Source organism: Rhizobium leucaenae USDA 9039 (assembly GCF_000426285.1).
Classification (GTDB): Bacteria; Pseudomonadota; Alphaproteobacteria; order Rhizobiales; family Rhizobiaceae; genus Rhizobium; species Rhizobium leucaenae.
In genome coordinates this window covers 52,545-78,050 of record NZ_AUFB01000022.1, presented here as the reverse complement: position 1 = coordinate 78,050, position 25,506 = coordinate 52,545, and the positions used below count along the sequence as shown (strand labels likewise).

The 25,506-nt window shown below is 59.0% G+C and carries 23 protein-coding genes and 1 riboswitch; of the genes, 11 read left to right on the top strand and 12 right to left on the bottom strand.

Annotated elements, in window-relative coordinates:
* Positions 1 to 144 precede the first annotated feature (144 nt).
* From K290_RS0125825 to K290_RS0125805, 5 genes are read right to left on the bottom strand one after another with little or no spacing between them, the layout of a single operon-like run.
* Positions 145 to 1,257: an ABC transporter permease gene (locus K290_RS0125825; protein ID WP_028754535.1), complete on the bottom strand. Its 1,113-nt coding sequence runs from the start codon at positions 1,255 to 1,257 to the stop codon at positions 145 to 147.
* Between the two features lies 1 nt (position 1,258).
* Positions 1,259 to 2,413: an ABC transporter permease gene (locus tag K290_RS0125820; protein WP_028754534.1), complete on the bottom strand. Its 1,155-nt coding sequence runs from the start codon at positions 2,411 to 2,413 to the stop codon at positions 1,259 to 1,261.
* On the bottom strand, positions 2,410 to 4,152 hold the full coding sequence (locus tag K290_RS0125815) for an ATP-binding cassette domain-containing protein (RefSeq protein ID WP_028754533.1): 1,743 nt from the start codon (positions 4,150 to 4,152) through the stop codon (positions 2,410 to 2,412). The genes K290_RS0125820 and K290_RS0125815 overlap by 4 nt, the downstream gene beginning before the upstream one ends.
* Positions 4,149 to 5,162, bottom strand: a complete 1,014-nt coding sequence (hlyD, locus tag K290_RS0125810; RefSeq protein WP_028754532.1) for a secretion protein HlyD — start codon at positions 5,160 to 5,162, stop codon at positions 4,149 to 4,151. The genes K290_RS0125815 and hlyD overlap by 4 nt, the downstream gene beginning before the upstream one ends.
* Positions 5,159 to 5,857 (bottom strand): CerR family C-terminal domain-containing protein, encoded by a 699-nt coding sequence (locus K290_RS0125805; RefSeq protein ID WP_028754531.1) that lies wholly within the window; start codon positions 5,855 to 5,857, stop codon positions 5,159 to 5,161. Before K290_RS0125805 ends, hlyD begins: the two co-directional genes overlap by 4 nt.
* A 287-nt stretch (positions 5,858 to 6,144) precedes the next feature.
* Between K290_RS0125805 and K290_RS38480 the strand changes: the two genes are divergently transcribed.
* Complete coding sequence (locus K290_RS38480) at positions 6,145 to 6,366, top strand: hypothetical protein (protein WP_028754530.1); 222 nt, start codon at positions 6,145 to 6,147, stop codon at positions 6,364 to 6,366.
* A 216-nt stretch (positions 6,367 to 6,582) separates the two neighbouring features.
* Complete coding sequence (locus K290_RS35005) at positions 6,583 to 7,062, top strand: GNAT family N-acetyltransferase (protein ID WP_051264219.1); 480 nt, start codon at positions 6,583 to 6,585, stop codon at positions 7,060 to 7,062.
* Between the two features lie 412 nt (positions 7,063 to 7,474).
* On the opposite strand, the gene K290_RS0125785 is transcribed toward K290_RS35005, so the two are convergent.
* From K290_RS0125785 to katG, 5 genes are all read right to left on the bottom strand, one after another.
* Entirely contained in the window at positions 7,475 to 7,900 is a 426-nt protein-coding gene (locus tag K290_RS0125785) for a hypothetical protein (RefSeq protein WP_028754528.1), read from the bottom strand.
* A gap of 216 nt (positions 7,901 to 8,116) precedes the next feature.
* Complete coding sequence (locus K290_RS0125780; RefSeq protein WP_028754527.1) at positions 8,117 to 8,620, bottom strand: RES family NAD+ phosphorylase; 504 nt, start codon at positions 8,618 to 8,620, stop codon at positions 8,117 to 8,119.
* An 8-nt stretch (positions 8,621 to 8,628) separates the two neighbouring features.
* The gene (locus tag K290_RS0125775; RefSeq protein ID WP_028754526.1) at positions 8,629 to 8,979 is read right to left on the bottom strand and encodes an antitoxin Xre/MbcA/ParS toxin-binding domain-containing protein; all 351 of its coding nucleotides are present in this window, start codon (positions 8,977 to 8,979) and stop codon (positions 8,629 to 8,631) included.
* 207 nt (positions 8,980 to 9,186) lie between these two features.
* Positions 9,187 to 10,143 carry a GGDEF domain-containing protein gene (locus K290_RS35930; RefSeq protein ID WP_051264218.1) on the bottom strand — a complete coding sequence of 319 codons (957 nt, stop codon included), beginning with the start codon at positions 10,141 to 10,143 and terminating at the stop codon, positions 9,187 to 9,189.
* Between the two features lie 451 nt (positions 10,144 to 10,594).
* Positions 10,595 to 12,793 (bottom strand): catalase/peroxidase HPI, encoded by a 2,199-nt coding sequence (katG, locus tag K290_RS0125765; protein ID WP_028754525.1) that lies wholly within the window; start codon positions 12,791 to 12,793, stop codon positions 10,595 to 10,597.
* Between the two features lie 270 nt (positions 12,794 to 13,063).
* On the opposite strand from katG, the gene K290_RS0125760 reads away from it, so the two are divergent.
* Complete coding sequence (locus K290_RS0125760; RefSeq protein WP_028754524.1) at positions 13,064 to 14,068, top strand: hydrogen peroxide-inducible genes activator; 1,005 nt, start codon at positions 13,064 to 13,066, stop codon at positions 14,066 to 14,068.
* A 935-nt stretch (positions 14,069 to 15,003) separates the two neighbouring features.
* Here the strand turns inward: K290_RS0125760 and K290_RS0125755 are convergent.
* Positions 15,004 to 16,014 (bottom strand): LacI family DNA-binding transcriptional regulator, encoded by a 1,011-nt coding sequence (locus tag K290_RS0125755; RefSeq protein ID WP_028754523.1) that lies wholly within the window; start codon positions 16,012 to 16,014, stop codon positions 15,004 to 15,006.
* Between the two features lie 336 nt (positions 16,015 to 16,350).
* On the opposite strand from K290_RS0125755, the gene K290_RS0125750 reads away from it, so the two are divergent.
* The 8 genes from K290_RS0125750 to K290_RS0125715 all read left to right on the top strand — a co-directional run bounded on the left by K290_RS0125750 (position 16,351) and on the right by K290_RS0125715 (position 24,847).
* A complete protein-coding gene (locus K290_RS0125750) occupies positions 16,351 to 17,340 on the top strand; it encodes a sugar ABC transporter substrate-binding protein (protein ID WP_028754522.1) in 990 nt (329 codons plus the stop codon).
* 167 nt (positions 17,341 to 17,507) lie between these two features.
* Positions 17,508 to 19,028: a sugar ABC transporter ATP-binding protein gene (locus K290_RS0125745; RefSeq protein WP_028754521.1), complete on the top strand. Its 1,521-nt coding sequence runs from the start codon at positions 17,508 to 17,510 to the stop codon at positions 19,026 to 19,028.
* Positions 19,012 to 20,034, top strand: coding sequence for an ABC transporter permease (locus K290_RS0125740; RefSeq protein WP_028754520.1), 1,023 nt, complete (start codon positions 19,012 to 19,014; stop codon positions 20,032 to 20,034). The genes K290_RS0125745 and K290_RS0125740 overlap by 17 nt, the downstream gene beginning before the upstream one ends.
* A gap of 205 nt (positions 20,035 to 20,239) precedes the next feature.
* A riboswitch (TPP riboswitch) is annotated at positions 20,240 to 20,372 on the top strand.
* A 90-nt stretch (positions 20,373 to 20,462) separates the two neighbouring features.
* Positions 20,463 to 22,289 (top strand): phosphomethylpyrimidine synthase ThiC, encoded by a 1,827-nt coding sequence (gene thiC / locus K290_RS0125735; protein ID WP_028754519.1) that lies wholly within the window; start codon positions 20,463 to 20,465, stop codon positions 22,287 to 22,289.
* 1 nt (position 22,290) lies between these two features.
* On the top strand, positions 22,291 to 23,271 hold the full coding sequence (gene thiO, locus K290_RS0125730) for a glycine oxidase ThiO (protein WP_028754518.1): 981 nt from the start codon (positions 22,291 to 22,293) through the stop codon (positions 23,269 to 23,271).
* On the top strand, positions 23,262 to 23,459 hold the full coding sequence (gene thiS, locus K290_RS0125725; RefSeq protein WP_028754517.1) for a sulfur carrier protein ThiS: 198 nt from the start codon (positions 23,262 to 23,264) through the stop codon (positions 23,457 to 23,459). Before thiO ends, thiS begins: the two co-directional genes overlap by 10 nt.
* 3 nt (positions 23,460 to 23,462) lie before the next feature.
* The gene (locus tag K290_RS0125720) at positions 23,463 to 24,236 is read left to right on the top strand and encodes a thiazole synthase (protein ID WP_028754516.1); all 774 of its coding nucleotides are present in this window, start codon (positions 23,463 to 23,465) and stop codon (positions 24,234 to 24,236) included.
* Positions 24,233 to 24,847, top strand: a complete 615-nt coding sequence (locus tag K290_RS0125715; protein ID WP_028754515.1) for a thiamine phosphate synthase — start codon at positions 24,233 to 24,235, stop codon at positions 24,845 to 24,847. Before K290_RS0125720 ends, K290_RS0125715 begins: the two co-directional genes overlap by 4 nt.
* Positions 24,848 to 24,849: 2 nt before the next feature.
* Here K290_RS0125715 and K290_RS0125710 read toward each other — a convergent pair whose 3' ends face one another.
* On the bottom strand, positions 24,850 to 25,482 hold the full coding sequence (locus tag K290_RS0125710; protein ID WP_028754514.1) for a GntR family transcriptional regulator: 633 nt from the start codon (positions 25,480 to 25,482) through the stop codon (positions 24,850 to 24,852).
* Positions 25,483 to 25,506: the final 24 nt, after the last annotated feature.

Here is a 25,506-nt window from a genome sequence, read left to right as displayed (position 1 = left end):
GACTACAACTATCGGGGTGAAATGTTCGACGTACATTTCTTAGGAATTTACTTCTGTAGATTGCGCTATACAGCACTTCGCCATGCCTTATACCGACAATTGATCTCGCTTCGGAGGAGATGCCTTACGGCGATGTAATCTGGGCTACTCAAGCCTCCGCCGAAACAGCCATGATGCGGCGCTGAGAGTGATCGCCGCGATCACCAGGAGCGGCCAGGTCTGATTGAGCACCTCGGCAGGCGGAATATCCTTGAGAAAGACGCCTTTGACGATCACCAGAAAATAGCGCAGCGGATTGATGACGGTGAGCGGCTGCAGCCAGTCGGGCATATTCTCGATTGGCGTGGCGAAGCCGGAAAGCAGCATGGCGGGCACCAGAAAAAGGAAAGCGCCGAGAATTGCCTGCTGCTGCGTTGTCGAAAGGGCCGAAATGAAGAGGCCGAGACCGGCGACGGACGCGAGATAAAAGAGCGAACTGCCATAGAGCAGAAGCAGCGAGCCTCGCAGCGGCACGCCGAAGATAAAGATTGCGGCAAGGATATAGATCGTCATGTGAAACAGGCCGATCATCATCGGCGGGATGAACTTGCCGATCAGGATCTCGTGGGTGCGCAAGGGCGACACCATTAGCTGGTCAAAGGTGCCAAGCTCCCGCTCGCGTGCAATGGAGAGAGCGGTGACGATGAGGCCGATGAGCAACGCAATGCTGGCGATCAGGTTCGGCACCATGAACCATTGAAAGATCAGGTTGGGATTGAACCAGTTGCGCGGCACGACGGCTACGGATCGTGCCGCCGCGTGTTCTCCTGCCGGCGTTTCGGCGGCAAGGGTCGCCACGATCTGGTTGAGATAGCCGGCGACGATCTGCGATGCGTTCGAGCGGCGGCCATCGAGAATGATCTGCAGGTCGGCTGGCCTGCCCGCCTCGATATTGCGCGAGAAATCCGGACCGACGACTAGGGCGGCGGTGACACGCTGGCGATCGACCGCTTCCTGCAGTTCGGTCAGGTTTTGCAGCGACGAGATGCTGCGGAAAGTCGGTGAGCCGTCGATGCGCTGGACGAGTTCCTGTGCCCAATGGCCGCTGTCGCGGTTCAGCAGCGCAATATCGACGTTGCGCACCTCCAGGGTTGCCGCATAGGAGAAGACAAGAAGCTGCACGATCGGCGGCCCGATCAGGATCAAACGGCTCTTCGGATCGCGCATCACAGCCAGCAGCTCTTTTATGATGAGGGCCTTCAGCCTCGACCACCACATGTTACGCGATCCTCTTTTTTGTGCTGCGCGCGGCAAGCAGGAAGAAGATGCAGCCGATGGCGAACATGACGGCGATGGCCTGCAGGAACATCGGCCAAATATCTCCGGCGAGAAAGACTGTCTGCAGGCTCGGAATAAGATAGCGGGCGGGGACGATGAAAGTGATCCACTGAATGATGGTGGGCATCGAATTGATTTCGAAGAGGAAGCCCGAAAGCAGAAAAGCCGGCAGGAAGGCAGAGATCAGCGCAAGCTGCGAGGCGAGAAACTGGTTCTTGGTCACAGCCGAGATCAGCAGGCCCTGGCCAAGCGCGGGCATCAGGAAAACCGCCGATAAGGCGTAGAGCGCCAGCACCGAGCCGCGGAACGGCACGCCAAAGAGAAAGACCGCGAGCAGGACGCAGACTGTCATCGAGGTCAAGCCGAGCAGAAAATAGGGAAGCAGCTTGCCGGCAAGCAACTCGGCCGCCGTCACCGGTGTGGCCATCATCGCTTCCATCGTGCCGCGTTCCCATTCGCGTGCGACGACCAGCGATGTCAGCAATGTTCCGACTAGGGTCATGACGATTGCGATGGAGCCGGGCACGAGGAAGGAGCGGCTGGTAAGCTCCGGGTTGAACCAGAAGCGTTGTTCGACGGTGATGGCCGGGTTCCCCCCTTTCATTTCCGCCTGCCGCTGTAGCTGCCAGTTAGCGACGGCGCCCTGGGCATAATTCTGGACGAAACTGGCAGTGTTGGGATCGGAACCGTCGACGATCACCTGAATCTCCGGGCGACTGCCCGCCATATAAGTCGCGGTGAAGTCCGCTGGTATGACGATGATACCGCGGACGCGTGAGAGCACCAGGTCTTCCTCGAATTGCCGGCGGTCGCGGCCGCTGACGACCGAAAAATAGCGGGATGCCCGGAAGCTCGCGGCAAGATCGGCGGTGAGCGGCGTCGTCTCTTCCATGACTAGGCCGACACGCGTCAATTTGGTATCGAGTGAAACGCCGTAGCCGAACAGGAAAAGCAGAATGATCGGAAGCACGAAGGCAATCAGGATGCTGCTCGGATCGCGCATCACCTGGAAGCTTTCTTTGCGTACCAAGGCGGCGAAGCGGCGGAAGCGCTGGCGCTCCGAGGAAGCAGTCGTGGCGGGAGGAGGGGATATCATGCCGCCATCCTTTGCTCCGATGCCTGGACGAGGGCGATGAAGGCGTCTTCCATTGTCGGATCGGTATTTTCCGCAGTGGCAACCCCAGCCTTCAACTCGTCAGGCGAGCCCAGCGCGATCGAGCGTCCGCGGTAGATCAGCGAAATGCGGTCGCAATATTCGGCCTCGTCCATGAAATGCGTGGTGACGAGGACTGTGACGCCCTTTTCAACGAGCGCATTGATATGGGTCCAGAATTCTCGCCGCGTGATCGGATCCACGCCGGACGTCGGCTCGTCGAGGAAGAGCACCTCGGGCTCGTGCATCACGGCGCAGGCAAGTGCCAGCCTCTGTTTCAGGCCTAGCGGCAGGTCCTTCGCCGACATGGACAGGCGGGAGTGAAAATCGAAGATCGATGTCATGAGGTCGACGCGCTCGCGCTTGTGCGCGCCGCGCAGGCCGTAGACGCCGGCGAAGAATTGCAGGTTTTGGGAGACGCTAAGATCGCCGTAGAGCGAAAATTTCTGCGCCATGTAGCCGAGACGATTGCGTGCCTCCGCTGTGTCGCGACGCAGATCGAAACCGGCAATCCGGCCTTCGCCGCTCGTCGGCTTCAATAGGCCACAAAGCATCTTGAAGGTCGTGGACTTGCCGGCGCCGTTCGGGCCGAGCAGCCCGAAGATTTGGCCGCGCGGAATGTCGAAGGTGATATTGTCGGCCGCCGTGAAATCGCCGAAACGCTTGGTCAATGCGTGCGCTTCGATCACCGGTTTGTCGCCTTCGACGGCAAAGCTCCGTTGTGTCTCGGCCAGTTGCGAGCGACCGCCCGGTCCGCCGCCAAGCATGTCGATGAATGCGTCTTCGAAGCGCGGCTCCGCACCCGTGACCTCAGCGTTGCCGGCAGCCGCAAACCGGCTTTCTCTGTCTTTGACCGTAACGAGCCTTATCGCTTCTCCTTGAATGACGCCGTCGACGACGCCGTCTTCGTCAAGGAGTTTCGTCAGCATCTGACGGCGCCTGCCGGCAATGCCGCTGACCCGGAAAACGCGGCCGGCGACGCGTGCGGTCAGTTCCTTCGGCTCGCCGGCAAAAAGCAGCTTGCCTTCGCTGAGCAGGAACACGCGGTTGCAGGCTTCGGCTTCGTCGAGATAGGCAGTCGACCAGACGACGCCGACACCCTCTTCGGTTAGGTTTTCAACCATCTTCCAGAGATCGCGCCGCGAAATGGGATCGACGCCGACGCCGGGCTCGTCGAGCAGCAGCAGCTTCGGTTTCTTAAGAAGCGCGCAGGCAAGGCCGAGCTTCTGCTTCATGCCGCCGGAAAGTTTGCCCGCGAGACGGCCGGTGAAGCGTTTCAGATCGGTAAAGGTGAGCAGCTCGTTGAAGGTTGCAGTTCGTTCCTGCTTGGGAAGCCCGCGCAGATCAGCATAAAGATCGAGATTTTCCTGAACCGAGAGGTCCTCATAAAGGCCGAAGCGCTGCGGCATATAACCGATCCCCGCCTGGATCGCAGCGGAATCCTTGCGCGTGTCGAAGCCGAGAACCTGCACGCTGCCGCTTTCCGGCAGCATCAGCCCCGTCATGAGGCGGATGAGCGTCGTCTTGCCGGCTCCGTCCGGCCCGACGAGGCCGGTTATCTCGCCGCCACGGATCGAGCCGGTAATGGCGTCCAGCGCTGGCTTTTCCGCGTCAAACTGTTTGGTGACCCTCTCGAGCCGAACTAGATCGCCGCTACCGGTTCTGTCGACCGCGCCGCTCATTTTTCCGCCGCCTGTAATGTCGGGAAGTGAAGCGTTACCGGCATGCCCTGCCGCAGATCGGGTCCGGGCCTATCGATGGTGACCCGCAGCCGATAGACAAGGTCCGTGCGCAATTCGGGCGTCTCCACGGATTTCGGCGTGAATTCGGCAACAGGCGAAATGAAACCGATAGTGCCGTCATAAGCTTCGTCCGGCTTGGTGTCCGACGTCACCTTAACCTTCATGCCCGGATGAATCCGGCCGAGATCCGGCTCGGCGACATAGGCGCGGATCCAGACAGGCTCCGTCAGCGAAAGCACGAAGACCGGATCGGTCGGCGCCACGATTGCGCCTGGCTCCCGCACACGGGAGAGGATCACGCCGTCGTTCGGCGCGTGCAACTCGGTATCGCCAAGCGAGGTGCGTGCCGTCGCCAGCGTAGCCTCAGCAGCTTTTAGCTGCGCTTCCGCGGCCGCGATATCTTCCGCGCGGCTGCCTTCTTCCAGCAGCTTCAATGCCTGATTGGCTGAATCCGCGCGCGCGGCAGCCATCGCCCGCGCCGCAGTTGCCTGATCCAGATTGGCTTCGGATATGTTTCCCGACGGCCGCAACTGCCTGGCGCGGTCATAGGCCAGATTGGCGTTTTGCAGATCGGCAAGCTGCTCTTGATAAGAAGCGCGCGCCTGCGCGATTTCCGTCGGGCGCGCGCCGGCCTTGAGCTTGTCGAGCGTGGCGCGCAATGCCGCGGCGCTGGCCTCGGCCGAGCGGACGGCATACTCGTATGGCTCCGCGTCGAGCCGGGCAAGCAGCGTGCCGCGTTTCACGACATCGCCCTCGTCGACAAGAGCCTCGCTGAGCTTGCCGTTGACGCGAAATGCGAGCGAGACCTGGCGGATGTCGACATTGCCGTAGAGCACGAACTCCTTTTGCTGTTCCCATTTCCAGCCGAGCTTTGCCGGCGCATCGGACCACCAGGCGGCTGCGCCCGCAGCAATGATGACAACGGCGGCAATCGGAATGATCCTGTTCACGATATTTCTCCTTTCGCCGGCCCAAGAGCGGCGACAAGCCTGTGCGCATGCTGCTGCAAAATGGCGATCTCCTTCTCGCCGATCGCATGCCATTCCATCTGAGCAAGCACGGCCGCGTTGGCCATCCTGAAAACCATGAGACTGCCAACGAAAGACAGGCAGCGCAGGCGCACATTTTCCGATGCCGGATCGTCGGCGATGATCGCTCCGATCAGACGCCGCCCAATGGCGATCATTGGCCCCATGATGCCGGAATAGACCCGTTCGAAGGCCGCTGTCGGCTCCATCTGCTCACGGATGATGAAGCGCGCCCAGGCTTCGGATCTCTTGCTGACGAAAAGAACAACCATCGTCTCGACGATTTCATTCAGAAAGAGCCGCGCCTGCGCTTCGCCGAGCTTCGTACCGGTGGCATCGAGCGCTGCGATTTCCTTCGCAATGCGTTGCCGCATGCCGCCGACATGCTGACCGATCATGTCGGCGAGATATTCGGCTGTCGCGATGTAAAGCCCTTCCTTGTTGCCGAAATAGTAGGTGATCGCCTGAAGGTTCACGCCGGCCGCGTTTGTGATCTTGCGCGTCGAGGCGCCGTCGAAGCCGTATCGACCGAAGACGTCGAGAGCATTTTCGAGCAGTTTCTCACGCGTTATGTCGCTGCGCGCAGCCTCGGATTTTGTATCGTTTCGCTGTCTCATGCTCCCATAATGAACCAATTTTGAAATAAGTCAATCGATTGACTGAATATTGATTTGAGCGTCTGCCGCGGAGTCTCTGTTAACTGGGCGGCAAGCTTCCGCAATTCGGAGGCAACACAGAAATTTAGATCAGCAATTGCAGAAATGGACGCTGCGGCAATTTTCGGGATGCATGGCTAACGACATGGCCCGCTTAATCTTTTAGAAAATAAGCATAATAGCAGTGCAGGAAAAAACAGAAGTTCAGGACGAACTTGCAACCAGTCAACCTTTAGGGGGACGTATCAATGGAACCTACCCGACCGACAATACAAATCAGCGCCCCTCAACACGCTGCGAACAATCCATATCGCGTCGTCGAGCGCGAGGAAGTACTCGCCGAGGCATTTCGAGAGTTCGTGCTGACGGCTGTGGCTGCGGGTTGGAAAGAATCGGAGGTCGCTTTGACCTTGGCCGATATCGCAGATGACTACGTGATGGCTCTCGCTCGAAGAGTTGCGGCAAATTAGTATCGAGTTCCATCGGCGTTCGTGCGGAGCGGGCAAAGATGGCTGCCAAAACTCTTCATCAAGCCGCCGGCAAGCCGCTTCCAACCAGGCGGCTTGCCGGTGGCATAACGGGCATAATGGGGCGGGGCCGGTCGCCCCACGCGTCATCCGTCGATTTTGCACGAGAGGCCTGAGGCGCAGCAGGAGCCGATATTCTGGACCCAAGCGACGGACGGCATGTGGATGAAACCACTGCGTGAACTTCAATTCGACCAAATTGTAGGCCGCCTTCCGGCAGGTTTCGATGTTCTGCGCAGCGAGGCCGCGTCCGAAGGCAGGCGGTTTATTGAACGGCTGCATGACGAATGGCAGAGCGGCGAGCAGCGCTTCAATCGGGCACATGAAGTCCTGCTGGCCGCCAGGTTCAACCATGAGCTGGCAGGAATTGGAGGCATGACGGTCGATCCTGATCTGCCGTCCGCTATGCGCATGCGACGCTTCTTCATACGTTTCGCCTATCGCCGCCGTGGGCTCGGACGCCAGTTGGCCGCGGCGATCTTGAACCGGACAATCCCGAAGGGGACAATTGTAACTGTGAATGCGGACAATGCCGACGCGGCCGCGTTTTGGGAGGCTCTGGGCTTTCAACGCGGCTCGAAGCTTGGCCACTCCCATTGGCTCGCCTGGGAGCCCTCGCGAGATCGGCCCGGTGTCTAACCGACCGCATCGCGCGGCCAAGTCACGCTTAATATGGCTGCCTTCAAGTCAGGTCAGCAAGGCCTGCAATATGATGGCTGCAAAGAACGCGATGATAACGGCTGCAGCCATCAGGGTGACCTGCCGATTGGCACGTTGAAGGACGCGGGCCTGCCGCCCATGTTTCGCGCGAAGGCGATACCCTCGCACTGGGGTAGCATTCGAACGGACTTGCTCTTTTTTCCCGGACATACCTGCCTCCCTGCAGATGCGAGCCGTTGACTATAACAACCGATGTTCGGAGGGGTAAAGTCTCGCGCACTCACCGAACGATCGGTGCCGGCGCAGCGTCGACATATCCGGGAAATATCCGCGGTTGGTTAGAGTGCAGGTTTGGGCAGCTTGCCCTTCGCGATGAAGGGAGTTTAGCGACCTACTTGTGTTTGCCGCCACCGTGTCCTCTTCCAGAGGAGCCGTTAGATCGAGTGCCTGTGATGGTTGCGTCCGCCGGTGCAGAGTTGTCCTCTATAAATGCGTTGGCTTGATACCCCTGTACATCTGCGTTCTTTAGGCCAGGATTACCTTCGCCAGTGGCGCAGCTATAGGAGGTGGAAACGCCGTGCCGAATGAGAGTGTCGCTGCCGGGACCATTGTGAACGAAAACCATGTCGTGTCCGACCAGTCGTGCCGTCTTCTTGGAGATTTTCTCCTTCTTCATTTGAAAGAAAGTGCCGTCGAGTTCAATGATTTGCTTCTGCCACATCACGCGAAGATGCGGGTTTCCATTGCACTCCTGAAAGGCGTGTGCGGTATTGCATGCCAAGCCGGTAGTCAAAAACAAAGTCGCTATGAGGCGCATTTTCGACCCCTCCGCACCTTTTGCTTTCAAGGCGATAAATTATGCTAGGGGTTTATTAAATTATGAAGCCAACGCGCGGTAAAGTAGCCTACGGTGATTAGTCCAAAGAGACCCATAGGACTGCGGAAAAAGGGCTAAGGTGTTGTGTTTCAAACGCTCCGCTTGCGCGAAATTGGTCCTGCGCAGCGGCCCTTATTCGGGTCGGCCCAGCGGCCCTTATTCGGGTCGGCGCAGCCTGTTCTCATCATCGATCAGGGTTAGCCGCGCCGAAGCACGCTCACTCCAAGTCCAAAGGACGAGGTTCAGATCGTCTCCGGTTGCACCGGGGGCGAAGCTCCGGACGAGCAGACCTTGATAGCCGGCAGCGATAAGCCGCCGGGCAAAGCTCTGCGTCTTCGCTTCACCGCGCGCCTTCACCTGGTCGCGCCACGTCGGGTCGGCAATTGCGACGGCGTCCATTCCTTCGGCCCGGAGGGCATCTCCGTCGCGACTGTCGAAGACCCGCTCGAACGCAGCGTCATAGGAGACGAGTGTCGTCGGTTGCAAATTGCCGACCTGGTTGGCTTCGCGTAGCGCCGCCAGGACTGATAGCGACGTGTAAAGGGCGGGCACTCCCTTCGGATTGAATCGGCCGCCATAAAGTTCGGCTCCCCGGCCCGAGAGCGGCTGACGGGCATAGATCGGGTTCAACGCCCGATAAAGCTTTCCTTCGTATCGCATCGACGGGGCTATGCGTGAACGCCGGCGTCGACCGCGTCGATATAGTCGAGCACCTCATCCGTGCGGCCGTCGCGCACCAACTGCATGGCCGTCTGGCCCGAGAATCCGGACAGGGGTTCGGAACGATACCAGGCGTAAGCCATCAGCGCCGAGCCGAAACGCGGTTCGACCTTGTTGACGACCTCGATCATTTCGCGCAAGCGCCGCTGCGTCTTGTCCGAGCGGATCCGGTCCTTGCGTTGAATTGCATCCTTGCCCAGGCCGGCCGTCCGAGCGATCTCTTCACTGGTCGTGCGGAAGGCATCCGCGATTTTCCGCGGCGCGAATAGCCCATCATCCGCATATTGGGCGAGACCCATTTCTCTCACCTCCATTTTTAATGCCAATTATTATGACGGTATATAGCGTCAAAGAACGCGGCATTCAAGCCGATGGAGTGAGAAAGAGCAAAAGGAGGAAGGGGTGATCGGCGCCCGCCCAAACGGCGCGTCGGACGCGGACAGGACTTTTCTGCTAAAGAATAGATGTGGCCAAGGTGGCAGCGCGAGATGAACCTTCGGTCGCCTTCAGGATTGATGCGAGTATGTCTGAGGTCTTGGAGGCATCGAGGATTCAAAGTCGAACGGAGGAGTATGGCCCGCCAAGCTGAAGCCAGCTTTGGTGTCATGTTTCACCGCATACATGAGCTGATCGGCATGGCGCATCAACTCATGCAGCGAAGCGCTACCACCGGGAAGGGCGACCACCGCGCCCATGCTGCATGTAACCATGTGGCCGGTCCTCTCCAATGCAGCGGTGAATCCCGCATGCAAATGCTCCGTCACCGCTAGAGCTCGCTCTGTCTTGGACAGCTCCATCAACACTGCAAACTCGTCGCCGCCCATCCGCCCGAAGCAATCCTCCAAGCCAATGAGTGACTTCCCCTCTTCTGCAAGGCTTTGCAGGAGCCGGTCTCCGGCTTGGTGTCCGAACTGATCATTAACGGCCTTGAAGCCATCGAGATCGAAATAGGCAAGTAGCAAAGATTGATTGCGGGCCGCTGCCGAGACTAGCATTACCTCAGCCTGCCGTTGGAATTCCTGTCTGTTTAAAATTCCCGTCATCCAATCTCGTCGCGCGAGAAGGCGCTCCCGGTCGAAGCTTTGCCGGAAGCGCGCCACGACACCGGCCGCACATCCGTACTTGATGAGTTGCATTACCAACTCGATCATCGCGCTCGCGTCCAGATGACCTGAAACTCTTAGTGAGCCTACAAGCGACAATATGATTTCCGCGACCGCGATGCCCATCCCGGTTTTGAAACCGAAACGCCAGCACGCGATACAAATTGGCACCATATAGAGCGGACCGACATTGTGGATGCCGTTGGCTTGAAAAAGCCAATTCAAACTTGCGATGCAGATCAAGCCGAGGATCAGCAGTCGCCAAACAGCGACAGTCGTCAGGGAGTCGAGCCACTGTTCAGGGCAAAACAAAGGGGTCTCGAAATGGCCACTCCGCTGGCTTCGATAGTCTTCCCGCAATGCTGTCAGCCCTCCGTACGCAGCGTCCCTCCGCCTGTGTGCCGGTCGAGACCCGGACTAGTCGCATCAGGGGATCAAAGATGCGTAAGAGTGCAGAAGCCGGCGTTGGAAACCCGAGGTTAGTCTGGCACAGACGCCGTTAGCTCAAATCTGAACATGCGCGCCCGTCATCGGGGTCGCCGCGGCATCACGCTTATTCCTAACCAGGAGGTTTCACACCCCGGCCTGCGTCTCCACAAGCTGTCGGAGGAAATACCTGAAAATCCTTAATATTTAGAGCGCGCAACTTGTCTTCGCGGGGCGGCTATTGCCGTTCGCCCGTCGCAGACTCAGCCACTTCATACACAGGCGAAAGCTGCCGCTGAGCACTGATGCATATTCGGACGATTGCCCGACAAAAGACTCAGGCGCGGCTGGAGTTCAGCCGCGCCCGAGTGTCTCTCTATCCGGATCAGGCGATATCGAAACGATCCGCGTTCATGACCTTCGTCCAGGCGGCCACGAAGTCGCGCACGAACTTCTCTTGCGTGTCGCTCTGGCCATAGACTTCGGCAAGTGCCCGGAGCTGAGAGTTCGAGCCGAAGACGAGGTCGACACGGGTGCCGGTCCACTTGATTTCGTCCGTACCGCGGTCGCGTCCCTCGAAGACATACTTCGAGTCCGCCGATGCCTTCCACACCGTGCCCATGTCGAGCAGGTTGACAAAGAAATCATTGGTCAGCGTTTCCTGACGCGTGGTGAAGACACCGTGCTGGGACTGTCCAGCATTGGCGTTCAGCACGCGCAAGCCACCGACCAGGACGGTCATTTCCGGCGCGGTCAGCGTCAGAAGCTGCGCCTTGTCGATCAGCAACTCTTCAGGCGAAATGGAATATTCGCCCTTCTGATAGTTGCGGAATCCATCGGCGATCGGTTCCAGAACGGCAAAGGAGCTCACATCCGTCTGCTCCTGCGTTGCATCGGTGCGGCCGGGCGTGAAGGGAACTTCGATGTCGTGGCCAGCATTCTTGGCGGCCTTTTCGACCGCGGCTGCACCGCCAAGGACGATCAGGTCCGCGAGCGACACCTTTTTGCCATCCGACTGGGCATCGTTAAACACCTTCTGGATGCCTTCGAGCGTCTCAAGTACGCTTGCGAGCTGGGCCGGCTGGTTGACCTCCCAATCCTTTTGCGGCGAAAGACGGATGCGCGCGCCGTTCGCTCCGCCGCGCTTGTCGGAGCCGCGGAAGGTTGCGGCCGAAGCCCAGGCGGTCGAGACCAGTTGCGAGATCGACAGCCCCGATGCGAGGATCTTATCCTTGAGACCGGCAATGTCCTTTGCGTCGATCAAGGGATGGTCGACGGCAGGAATGGGATCTTGCCAGATCAGTTCCTCGGCCGGAACTTCCGGACCGAGATAGCGAACGCGGGGGCCCATGTCGCGATGGGTCAGCTTGAACCAAGCGCGGGCAAAGGCATCCGCGAACTGATCCGGATTTTCGAAGAAGCGCCGCGAAATCTTTTCGTAGTCGGGGTCGAAGCGCAGGGCGAGGTCGGTGGTCAGCATAGCGGGTGCATGACGCTTGGACTTGTCGTGCGCGTCCGGGATGGTGCCGGCACCGGCGCCGTGCTTCGGGGTCCACTGATGCGCACCAGCCGGGCTCTTCGTCAGTTCCCATTCATAGCCGAACAGGTTCCAGAAGAAGTTGTTGCTCCATTTCGTCGGCGTCGTGGTCCAGGTGACTTCCAGACCGCTGCTGATCGTATGGCCGCCCTTGCCTGTTTCGAAGCTGCTTTTCCAGCCGAAGCCTTGCTCCTCGATGCCGGCGCCTTCAGGCTCGGCGCCGACATGGGCCGCATCGCCCGCGCCGTGAGTCTTGCCGAAGGTGTGTCCGCCAGCAATGAGGGCGACGGTCTCTTCGTCGTTCATGGCCATGCGCGCGAAAGTCTCACGGATGTCCTTTGCTGCGGCAAGCGGGTCGGGATTACCGTTCGGTCCTTCCGGGTTGACGTAGATCAGCCCCATCTGCACGGCGGCTAGCGGGGTTTCGAGATCACGTTCACCGGAGTAGCGCTTATCGGCAAGCCAGGTTTCCTCGGCGCCCCAGTAGACGTCTTCCTCGGGCTCCCAGACATCCGGGCGGCCCCCGGCGTATCCGAAGGTTTTGAAGCCCATCGATTCCAGGGCAACGTTGCCGGTTAGAATCAATAAATCGGCCCAGGAGATGCTATTGCCATATTTTTGCTTGATCGGCCAAAGCAGCCGGCGCGCCTTGTCGAGATTGACGTTGTCAGGCCAACTGTTGAGCGGCGCAAAACGCTGCTGACCAGCTCCTGCGCCGCCGCGGCCGTCGCCGGTGCGGTAGGTGCCTGCGCTGTGCCAGGCCATGCGGATGAAAAGCGGGCCGTAATGGCCAAAGTCGGCAGGCCACCAATCCTGCGAATCCGTCATCAACGCATGGAGGTCCTGTTTGAGGGCGTTGAGGTCGAGCTTCTTGAATTCTTCGGCATAATTGAATGCCTCGCCCATCGGGCTCGACAGCGCAGAATTCTGGTGAAGAATTCTGAGGTTCAACTGATTCGGCCACCAGTCCCGGTTCGACCTGCCGCCATGGGCCGTGTGTGTGTGCACCACCGGACATTTGCCCGCTGTATCGGCTTTCGTATCCATATTTCTCTCCCTCGCGTACTTGAATTGAGCTTCCAGAGGAGGATCGTCTCTGATCCTCCTTCCCTGCAAGCAGACCGTCCCGAAGCGAAGAGCTTGGGAGGCACACCGGTGTTCCGGACGGTCTGGACGTCAATGAACTGCGCATCGTTCCTGGCCATTTTATGGACCAGTCGTGACAATGGCTACACCTCATCGGCGCTTTACGGACTATAGCCAAGAGGTTCCATTAATTTAAGTTGGATTTACTGATTGCGACGATAAGGTAGGGTTATGACGAATTTGACACTCAAGCAGCTTCGCTATTTCGAGGCATTGGCCCGACAAGGTCACTTCGGACGGGCGGCGGATGTCTGCGCGATCTCCCAGCCTGCCTTGTCGATGCAGATCAAGGAACTGGAGGAATCGCTGGGCACCGAGCTTTTTGAAAGAGGCGCCCGCCAGGTCCGGCTGACCAGTTTCGGGGAAGCGTTTGTGCTGCGCGTCCGCGATATCCTTCGCTCGGTCGATGAGCTCGCAGATATGGCGCGCGCCTCTCAGGATAGGCTCGTGGGCCGGCTCCGCCTGGGTGTCATTCCGACGATCGCGCCCTATCTGCTGCCCGCGATCATCGGCAATTTGACGCGCATGCACGATGGGCTCGACATTCACGTCCGCGAAACGCTGACCTCGAAACTGGTACAGGAGCTGGCGGAAGGCCGGCTCGACGCGGCAATCGTCGCGTTGCCCGTATCCGAACCGTCATTGACCGAGGTGACGCTGTTTTCGGAAAATTTCGTACTGGTCCGGCCAAGCGAGGATGAAGGCAAGCCGGTGCCCAACCCCGAAGCGCTGCGGGAGATGAGACTGCTTCTGCTGGAAGAGGGACATTGTTTTCGCGATCAGGCCCTATCGTTCTGCAACCTTTCTTCTGCCCTGCCGCGGGAGCTGATGGATGGCAGCTCTCTATCCACGCTCGTCCAGATGGTCAGCGCAGGCATTGGTGTCACCTTGATTCCGGAAATGGCAGTAGCGGTGGAGACGCGATCGGCGTCGGTATCCATCGCCCGCTTTCATAACGTTGAACCATCACGAACGATCGGCATGATCTGGCGTAAGACAAGCCCGCTGGCCAAACAGTTCCTTGAGATCTCCGAAGTCGTTCGCAAGTCAGCCGATGCGATGCGCGAGCGGCACAATTCGCTATTGCTGCCGCACGATCGAGAACTGAGCCCTCCGAATGCCGTCATTCGGCATCCGAACAACCATGGTTTGTCGCCGCTTGATTCATCCCGATGACGGCAAAACGCATGTGACTGCAGCCTGGGTCATATGAAGCTGGGCTTGCTCCGTTCGGGGATCTACACAAGACATCGACGTTACGAAAGCGCGATGGAGAGCGACATAATACGAATGAGCTAAGTAGCTTTACGCTGCAGTGATGCCGGTGGAAGAAATGAGGCAGATAAAAGCATTCAAAAACAACGTTGCTTACCATTCTCGACTGCTTGCAACAGTCGCGTGCTTAAATTGTATTAGTGTTTCCAAATATTTGATGGTTGAAGACCATCCTAAATCAATGTAGAATTTCAGTATCTTAAAAAGATAGAGAGCGGTCCTATGAGCGACCGATTTGTCAGATTCGCGGAAATCGCCGTGATTTCTGCAGGCTTAAGTATCGCATTTTCCGATTCTGCCGCGGCTGGCTGTTGGTCAGCTTTGAAAAGTCCGGAATGGCAACAGATCAGCTCGATAATTGCGACTGCGAAGCTATGCGAACAGATGCCTTCGGGACCCAATCGCACTAGGAGACTTGAGGTAACGGGCGTCGATTTCTGCACAGCCCCAAGTGGTGTCTCCGTGACCGCAAACGTGTCCCTTACTTGCGGTTCTAGTTCCGAATCCTTTCTCCAGTTATCACCCATGGACGGCAAGGTGGTAGCGACGGTGACAATGGATATCGGCGCGTGTCGGATAACGGATTCGGACATAAATGTGAGCGGACAAGCTGGCGAACTCCTATCCAAACTGCCTCAAACGCAGGAATTCCTGCGCACGTGGGCGCAAATACACCTCTCGAATTTGTGTGGATTGCAATGAGCCGCGGTCGTGGCGAGCGCAGTCGTCGACTACGGCGTCATTGGATGCGCGCGCGCGGCGTACATGCCGCTCGATCTATTTTATGAGATCCGCGCCTTGGTGAGCGCTAGCCGCCGGCTCGGCCATGATTGTGCTCAATCGGGTTGGGGCGCCGAGGTCGTTTCGCCCTCCGAAATCTCGCAAGCAAGCAGGATTGGGTCGTCGAGACCTGGCAGGGGTTGCTTGTTTAGCAGGATTGCCACGGCTGCCGCTGCAATCCTTTGGATCGGCTGCTTCACGGTCGTCAGGCGCGGCGTCGTCATGCTAGAGAGGGGGATGCCGTCGAAGCCCACGACCGAAAGGGCTGCGGGTATCGGAATACCAAGGTCGTGCGCCGCCCGCATGCAGCCGATCGCCTGCTGATCCGAGCTTGCGAAGATCGCGGTTGGGCGCTCATGGCGCGCGCGTGCAAGAAGATAGTTTCCTGCAAGGCGGCCGCTTTCATAGTCAAATGCCGCTTCGGCGATCAGGGATGGACTGGCCAGTTGCCCGTCACCTTGAATTTGCTCCATTGCGTCCAGATAGCCCCGAAGGCGGTCTTTGGCAGGGACAGAGTGTTTAGGCCCTGAAATGAAGCCGATGCGGCGATGGCCGAGCTTCAAAAGATGCTCGACACCAAGGCGGACGCCATTGCGATGGTCTGCGGCAATGCCGAAATATCCCGGCATCAGACGGTCGACGACGATGATCGGCAATCCCTTCGGCAGCTTGATCGTATGGAAATCGTTGCAGGGAACAAGGATGATGCCGTCCACTTTGCGGCTGGTCAGTTGTCCGATGCGATCGGCCTCCTTGGCTGCATGATCAAAGGACGTCATGACGATGATGTTGTAGCCATGGTTTGCGGCCGCTTGTTCGGCGGACTGGACGAGCTCCGAGAAGAAGGGATTGGTCAGATCCGGAATGACGATCCCGATGAGACGGCTGACCTTGCCGCGCATGCTTCGCGCGGACGGATCGGGCAGGTAGCCCAGTTCTTCGATGATGCCTCTGACACGTGCTCTTAATTCGTCGGTAACAGAGGGATGATCATTCAAAACTCTTGAGACAGTCCCGGTAGAAACCCCTGCAAGCCTGGCAACATCTCGAATTCCGACCTTTGGCATAGCAGAAATATATGTCCCTTCATCTTCGCCCTTCGGGGCATCCAAAGACGTCTGATTTGTGCTTTCAGCTAACGGTCTCTATCGCCTTAGTCAAAGGTCTGCTCGTTATTTCCGAGCATAGACAGCCATAGCACGGCCATTGCGGATATTCAATGGAAACGGTTCATCGAGCCGACTTCGCTGTTGGCTAGTTCTTGGGGTCGCGTTTCCCTTTTTGCTTCGTTTGGGCGAGTTGACAATCCTCCGGGGCACTGTTACGCATTAATGGCTGGAAACGGTTCATTGTTAGTCTCAGCTCAGGTGGAGTTGAGCCCAGGACCGTTCGGGAGGAGAGAAATGTCCAATTCTAAAAAGCGTGATTCCGTCTTGATCAATGCGCCGCGCCGTGCGGCGTTGAAGCTTGGACTTGCCGGCACGTTGATGCTCGCACTGTCCTGCGGCGTGTCGCCTGCCTTTGCGGCGGCGAGCAAGCCTAAGGTCGGCTTGATCATGAAATCCTTGTCCAATGAGTTCTTCAAGCAGATGAAGGCCGGCGCCGATAAATATGCGGCTGAAAACAAGGACAAGTTTGAATTCAAAGCCGTCGGCATGAAGGACGAGCGTGATTTCGCCGCTCAAGTCGATGCCGTCGAAAACTTCGTGACGCAGAAATACGACATCATCGTCGTTGCGCCGGCCGATTCAAAGGCTATGGCCACCCCTCTTGCAAAGGCAGTGAAGGCCGGCGTCAAGGTCATCAACATCGACGTGCCGCTCGATGCCGACGCAAAGAAGGCTGCCGGTATCGATCTCGCATTCTTCGGGCCCGACAACCGTGAAGGAGCGAAGCTTGCTGGCGATGCGCTTGCCAAGGACCTTGGTCCCGGCGGGAAGGTTGTCATCCTGGAGGGTAACCCTGAGGCCGACAATGCCAAGGAGCGCAAGGAAGGCTTCATGGATTCCATCAACGCCGGCAAGCTGCAGCTTCTCGACAGCAAGACGGCTCATTGGGAGACGGAAGAAGCCAATACCGTCATGACGAATTTCCTGACCAAATATAAGGATATTCAGGGCGTTATGGCAGCCAACGACTCCATGGCTCTCGGCGTCGTCAAGGCTCTCGATGCTGCCGGCCAAAGCGGCAAGATCAAGGTTGTCGGCTTTGACAACATTCCGCCGGTGCAGCCGCTGATCAAGGACGGCAAGATGCTTGCCACGGTCGAGCAATACGGCGCCGAGATGGCCGTCATGGGCATCAAATACGGTCTGCGCGAACTTGCCGGTGAAAAATTCACTGGCTGGGTCAAGACGGATGTCAAGCTCGTCACCGCCAAGGACCTCAAATAGTCGAATTGCCGGCTGTGAGGCAAAGAAGCGCCGGCTGATGGCCGGCGCTCACCACCACGAACCGTTTTCGGCGTCGATGACGCCGCTGAGGTCGTTTCGAACCTCGGAATACGGACTGCGTGGAGGCGGGGCATCTCCCATTGAAATAGACCACGCATGAGGTGGACGTGTCAGACCCATCAGATGACTTCATCTTGACGCTGGAAGGAATCGGCAAACGCTTCCCGGGTGTGGTGGCACTCCGGGACGTCTCAATGCAGATTGGCCGGGGCGAAGGCCATATTCTTCTTGGCGAGAATGGTGCCGGCAAATCGACGCTGATCAATCTCCTCGGCGGCGTATTCAAGCCGGACGATGGCCACATCGTGTTTGACGGGGAAAACTACAGTCCAAACTCGCCGCTGGAGGCATTCAAAGCGGGCATCCGAGTCATCCACCAGGAACTGCACCCTCTTTCCAATCTCACCGTCGCCGAAAATCTGCTTTTTGAGCACCTTCCGCGTCGGTACGGCCTGGTGAACTACAGGGAAATGAATAAAAGAGCGGCCGAGCTGCTGGCGGAAGTCGGCCTTGATGTCGCCCCGACCACGCCGGCCAATCGCCTCAGCGTCGCGCAGCTCCAATTGCTCGAGATCGCCAAGGCGCTTTGTTATGAAAGCAAGCTGCTTGTTCTCGATGAACCGACGGCAACCTTGACCTCCAGGGAGGTCGACCGCCTGTTCGAAATTCTGAAACGGCTGAAAGCGCGCGGCGTCACGACGCTTTACATATCCCACAGATTGGAAGAGATTTTTGAAGTCGGCGACAATGTCACGGTGTTGCGCGACGGTCAGCACGTGATCACGCGTCCGCTGCCGGGATTGGCTATTCCCGACATTGTCGAACTCATGGTCGGACGAACCCTTTCGGATCATGGCGTTTTTCGCAGTGACAGTGCCGTGTTCGGAGAGGCGCTTGGCGTCTCCGGCCTCAGGGTAACACGAAACAGCCCCGAATTGTCGTTTTCCGTCGGCAAGGGAGAGATTGTCGGCATTGCCGGCCTCGTCGGCAGCGGGCGAACGGAGGCGGTACGTGCTATATTCGGCGCCGACGACAAGGCTGCGGGTGAAATTCGCATCGACGGAAAAGAGGTCGAGATCAACTCGCCCAAGGATGCAGTTGCGGCGGGGCTTTGTCTGGCGACAGAAGACCGCAAGCTGCAGGGCCTGATGCTGGACATGAGCTGCGCCGAAAACACGACCATAACCGACCTCGGCAAGATCTCCCGCAACGGACTGATCCGTCAGAGGGTGGAAGAGGATCGCTCGCAGCGCCTCGTGCATGAGCTGCACATAAAGACGCCGTCTATCCATCAGGCGGTCCGGACGTTTTCCGGTGGCAATCAACAGAAGGTGGTCATCGCCAAATGGCTGTTCCGCGGTCCCAAGGTGCTGATCTTCGATGAGCCGACGCGCGGCATCGATGTGGGTGCCAAGGCGGAGATCTACGAACTTCTCTGGAAGTTTGCCGCCGAAGGAAAAGGCGTCTTGGTCGTGTCGTCCGACCTGCCCGAGCTCATGGGCATTTGCCATCGCATGATCGTTTTCTCGGACGGCAAGATTGCCGGAGAGATATCTCGGGACCAATTTGACGAGAGCAGGATTCTCTCACTCGCTTACAAGGAGTACAGTCGTGTCCGGCAACATTGAAATGACGACTGAGGTCAAAAAGGCCGGCGTCTGGGACAAGCTTATCCGCATTTCGATGAAGGAAGCCGGAGTAGCCATTGCCCTCGTGCTGATCCTGATCTTCTTCTCGGCGACGGCTCCATACTTCGCGACGCCGGAAAACTTTCTGAAGATTTTCGTCCAGATTGCCATAAACACCGTCCTGGCGTCCGGCATGACCTTCGTCATCCTTACCGGCGGCATCGATCTTTCGGTCGGTTCGCTGCTCGCCCTTTGCACGGTCATCGGCGCAACGATCATGATCGACCCGCGGTTTTCTCCATGGCAGGCGATCGTTCTGGCTTCGCTGGCGTCGATGGGTACCGGCGCTATCCTGGGCGCCATCAACGGATGGGTCTGCGAGAAGTGGAAGCTTCCATCCTTCATCGTGACGCTCGGCATGCTGAATGTTGCAAGCGGCTTGGCGCGCGTCGTCAGCGATAACTCGACGATCACCGGTCTGCCGCAACCCTTCGTGGATTTCGGGAACCTGATCTTCTTCGGCGTATTCCCTTCGATCTTTCTGATCGCGATCGTGGTGGTTCTCATCGGCTGGTTCGTGCTGCGCTACACGGTATTCGGGCGCTTCGTCTTTGCGATCGGCACCAACGAGGAGGCGGTCCGCTTGTCGGGCCACGAGCCCAAAAGATACAAGGTCGCCGTGTTCACGATTTCCGGATTGACTGCGGGCATTGCGGCCATGGTCTATCTGCTCCGCCTTAATGTCGGCAGTCCGGTTGCAGGCATTGGCTATGAACTGAATGCCATCGCCGCAGTCATCATCGGTGGGACCAGCCTCTCGGGCGGAAAGGGCTCGATCATCGGCACGCTTGTCGGTGCCTGTATTCTGCAGGTTCTATCGACCGGGTTGCAGCTTTTGGGCGCCGACGACAACATCAAGCCGATCGTCATCGGTGCTGTCATCGTGTTGGCGGTTATCCTGGATAGCTATCGCGGCCGGTTGATGCGGATACTGGAAACGCGGTGATTTTCGCGACGCTCCACATCTAGGTGCAGCTTGTAGCGGGGTGCCGCCAGCCATGCGGCGCTTCTCGCTAACCGATTGCCCGATCATAAGCGGGCGATCTTTCCGAGTGTTGGAAAACCTATTGAAATTCCTTGAGTGCGCAGTCAGGGGCTGAAGGCCGTGGTTCCAGGGTTGACACGGGCAGAGGCCCGGACATAGTCTTTGCGACATTCACCAGGGGAGTCCCGGCAAGGGGCTGAGATACTGCTAGGCAATACGGCTTTGCCGATTGTGGGCGCAGTGACCCGTTGAACCTGATCCAGTTCATACTGGCGTAGGGACGGTGCAAGCGCTCGAAGGCTTCGGATTCCGCGTGATTCTATGCCGGCGTCTTTCCATCATTCCGGCTGATTGACTGGGTCTCCAACTGCAACTTGGAGCCTCACACCATGAACATTGCCGCAAAAAACCTCACCCCGACTGTCACGACAGGCCCGCTGCCGGCGTCGCGGAAGATCTATATCCCCGGAGACATTCACACCGACATCCGCGTACCGATGCGCGAGATCAGCGTCCAGCCGACATCGGGCGAGCCGCCCGTCGTCGTCTATGATTCCTCCGGACCTTATACCGTCGAAGGTGCCGATATCCGTATCGAGCAGGGTCTGTCGCAGCTTCGTCGCGACTGGGTGCTCGCCCGCGGCGACGCCGAGGCCTATGAAGGTCGCCATGTGCGTCCCGAAGATAATGGCTTTGTCACTGGCGAGAGGCTGACGCCGGAATTTCCGGCCAAGCGCCAGCCGCTGCGCGCGAAGGATGGAAAGGCCGTGACCCAGCTCGCCTATGCACGCGCCGGCATCATCACGCCGGAAATGGAATTCATCGCCATCCGCGAAAATCTCGGCCGCAAGGCCAAAGCCGAAGCCCTGGTTCGCGACGGCGAGAGCTTCGGCGCCCACATTCCGGATCATGTAACCCCGGAATTCGTCCGCCAGGAGGTCGCAGCCGGCCGGGCGATCATTCCGGCCAACATCAATCACCCGGAAAGCGAGCCGATGATCATCGGCCGGAATTTTTTGGTGAAGATCAACGCCAATATCGGCAATTCCGCCGTCACCTCCTCCATGGCCGAGGAAGTCGAGAAAATGGTCTGGGCGGCTCGCTGGGGCGCCGACACCGTTATGGACCTCTCGACCGGTCGCAATATCCACAACATCCGCGAATGGATCATCCGCAACTCGCCGCTGCCGATCGGCACGGTGCCGCTCTACCAGGCGCTGGAGAAGGTCGGGGGCATTGCCGAGGAGCTGACCTGGGAGGTCTATCGCGACACTTTGATCGAGCAGGCGGAACAGGGCGTCGACTATTTCACCATCCATGCCGGCGTGCGGCTGCATTACATCCCGCTGACCGTCAATCGCGTCACCGGTATCGTTTCGCGCGGCGGTTCGATCATGGCCAAATGGTGTCTCCATCACCACAAGGAGAGCTTCCTTTACGAGCATTTCGAGGAAATCTGCGACATTTGCCGGGCTTATGACGTTTCCTTCTCGCTCGGCGACGGCCTGCGCCCGGGCTCAATTGCCGATGCCAACGATGCCGCGCAATTTGCCGAACTCGAGACGCTCGGCGAACTGACGAAGATCGCCTGGGCAAAAGACTGCCAGGTGATGATCGAAGGGCCCGGTCACGTTCCGATGCACAAGATCAAGGAGAACATGGACAAGCAGCTTGCCGTCTGCGGCGAAGCGCCCTTCTACACGCTCGGGCCGCTGACGACCGATATCGCACCAGGTTACGATCACATCACCTCGGGCATCGGCGCGGCGATGATCGGCTGGTTCGGCACGGCCATGCTCTGCTACGTCACCCCGAAGGAACATCTGGGCCTGCCCGACCGCAACGACGTCAAGACCGGCGTCATCACCTACAAGATCGCTGCCCATGCGGCCGACCTTGCCAAGGGTCATCCGGCTGCGCAGGTGCGCGACGACGCATTGTCGCGCGCCCGCTTCGAATTCCGCTGGGAAGATCAGTTCAACCTGTCGCTCGATCCCGATACCGCCCGCAGCTTCCATGACGAAACCCTGCCGAAGGAGGCCCACAAGGTTGCGCATTTCTGCTCGATGTGCGGCCCGAAATTCTGCTCCATGCGGATTTCGCACGACATCCGCGCCGAGGCGCAGAAGGAAGGGCTGGAAGCGATGGCGGCGAAATATCGGGAGGGCGGAGACCTCTATATGCCGATCGACGGCGCCGCACATCCGGCCGAGTGACATGCGCGTTCTCGTCAAAGGGGCCGGCGTTGCCGGCCTCACGGTCGCCCATGAACTGCTTCGGCGCGGTGCTGAGGTTATGATCGTCGATCCCAGCCGGAATTTCCGCCAAGCCGCCTCATGGCTCGCCGGCGGCATGCTGGCGCCCTGGTGCGAACGGGAAAGCGCCGATGCGGCCGTTCTCGAGCGCGGCCGCGATTCCGCCGATCGATGGGAAGGGATCCTACCCGGCAAGGTCGTTCGCAATGGAACGCTGGTCGTCGCGCCGAACCGCGATCAAAGCGAACTGAAGCGATTTGCCAGCCGTACGACTGGCTATCGGTGGGTTGACGAGCGGGAAATCGCCATCCTCGAACCTTCCCTCGACGGTCGTTTCAGGCATGGCCTGTTTTTTCCTCAGGAAGCGCACCTCAGTCCTCGCGAGACATTGCAATCGTTGAAGAATGATCTGTCGGCAAAGGGCGTGACCTTCGTCGATGAGATTGCGGATGACAGCGAATTCGCCGAAATTGTCGATTGCACGGGGGCGGCCCGCCTTGGCCAAAGCCCGGAGTTGCGGGGTGTTCGCGGCGAAATGCTCTATCTGCAGACGCAAGAGGTCACGCTTACGCGTCCCGTCCGCCTGCTGCATCCGCGTTTTCCCGTCTACATCGTGCCGCGCGGCGAGGGCCTGTTCATGGTCGGGGCGACAATGATCGAAACGGACTTCGAAGGACCGATCACCGCCCGCTCGCTGATGGAATTGCTAAACGCCGCCTATGCGCTGCATCCCGCTTTTGCCGACGCCGCCATCGTCGAAATCGGCGCCGGCATACGCCCTGCCTTTCCAGACAATCTTCCGCGTGTGACGCGGGAGGACAATGTCATCATCCTCAACGGCCTTTATCGCCACGGTTTTTTGCTGGCGCCAGCGATGGCGGCCGAAGCCGCGGATATGGTCTTTTCCGGAGAGACGAAGCGAAGGAGTTCCCGATGCGCCTGATCATAAACGGCGAACCCGAGACAACAGCCGCAACCACGCTTTCGCAGCTTCTCGCCGCGCTCGAATATGAGGGTGAGTGGCTGGCAACCGCGGTCAACGGCGAACTCATACATCGCGAGGATCGCGACGATCATCTTTTGAACGACAATGACAGGATCGAGATCCTGACCCCAATGCAGGGAGGCTGACCCATGCTTGATCTCTACGGAAGCCAGATTGAATCGCGCCTTCTGCTCGGCACGGCGCGTTATCCTTCGCCAGCCATTTTGGCCGAGGCTGTCAAGCGATCCAGGACGGAGATCGTCACCGTGTCGTTGCGGCGGGAAACGGCCGGCGGGCGCAACGGCGGCGCATTCTTCGATATGATCCGGGCGCTCGGCGTCCGCGTTCTTCCGAATACGGCCGGCTGCCACGGTGTATCCGAGGCCGTGCTGACGGCCAAAATGGCGCGCGAGGTGTTTCACACCAACTGGATCAAGCTGGAGGTGATCGGTAATCACGATACGCTGCAGCCGGATGTCTTCGCGCTTGTGGAGGCAGCCCGCATTCTCGCCAGTGAAGGCTTTGAGGTCTTTCCCTATACGACCGACGACCTAGTGGTGGCGGAGCGCCTGCTGGAAGCAGGATGCAAGGTGCTGATGCCCTGGTGCGCACCGATCGGCACGGCGGCGGGGCCGCTCAATCTTTCGGCCCTTCGGTCCATGCGGGCGCATTTTCCGGACGTGCCGCTGATCGTCGACGCAGGCATCGGCCGGCCGTCGCATGCAGCGACCGTGACGGAACTGGGTTTCGATGCGGTTCTTCTCAACACGGCGGTTGCCGGCGCCGGTGATCCCGCCGCAATGGCGGAAGCCTTCGCCAAGGCGATCGAGGCAGGCCGACAGGCATTCAGCGCCGGCATGCTGGAGCCGCGCGACATGGCGGTTCCGTCGACACCCGTGATTGGAAAGGCGGTATTCGCGTGAAGCTCGATCCCTTCTATTTGATCGTCGATAGCGCCGCCTGGATCGAAAGGCTGGTTCCGCTTGGTGTCAAACTCGTGCAATTGCGCATCAAGGAGCGCGCCTTATCGGATATACGCGCAGACATCCGGCGCGCAAAGGCAGTCTGCGCGGCGCATGAGTGCCAGTTGATCGTCAATGACTATTGGCAGCTTGCCATCGAGGAAGGCTGTGATTTCATCCATCTCGGCCAGGAGGATCTGGCGACGGCCGATCTTGCCGCCATCCGTGAGGCCGGCCTAAAGCTGGGGCTTTCCACACATGACGAGGCGGAGCTGGCAACCGCGCTTGCGGCGCGCCCGGATTATATCGCGCTCGGTCCGATCTACCCCACGATTCTCAAGGTGATGTCCTGGGCGCCGCAAGGGCTGGATCGCCTGCGCGACTGGAAGAGCCGCGTCGACCCGCTGCCGCTTGTCGCCATTGGCGGACTGACGGTGGAGCGCATTGCCGGCGTGTTCGAAAACGGCGCGGATAGTGCCGCCGTCGTGACCGACATCACGCGCAATCCCGATCCCGAACAACGGACGCTGGCCTGGATTGCGGCAACCCGGTCATTTCGTGGAGAAGGTTGAAACTACGAACGGCTTCCCGGCTTCTGGCCCATCCATTGCACATGGCGTGAAAGGACTGCTGTGGCGACGTCCACATTCCCGGCGCGCAACGCGTTGAGAATGGCACGATGATCGCGGTCCGTCGGCGCCTCCCACTCGGCCCGCCAGCCGGAAAACAGGAAGCGTGCGCTGACAGCATGCAGGTCTTCGATTGTCTTCAGCAGGCGCGGCATGTTGCAGGGAGACAGAATGAGACGGTGGAACGCCCCGTTCGCCTCTTCCCATGCCTGCACGTCAGTCGCGCGATCGCCGGCGTGGATCGCCTCTTCGGCCTGGTCCAGGATAGCTTTGGTCATATGAGGTGCGGCATTGCGCAGCGCCAATACTTCAAGGGCGGCGCGCATCTCCGCCACTTCGCGCACCTCTTCGACGCTAAAGCCGACCACACGCACGCCTTTGCGCGGCTGGCTGACCACCAACCCCTGGGATTCCAGGCGGCGAAAGGCCTCGCGCACGGGCACATGGCTGGCGCCAAATTCCTCGGCAATGTGATCCTGCCTGAGCTTGGCGCCGGCTTCGATCACGCCTGAAATAATGCGATCCGCGAGTGTCCGGCTTATCCGCACGGCGATAGGATCATCTTTTGCAACGCTCATTGAATTATCATCGGTTTTAGAAGG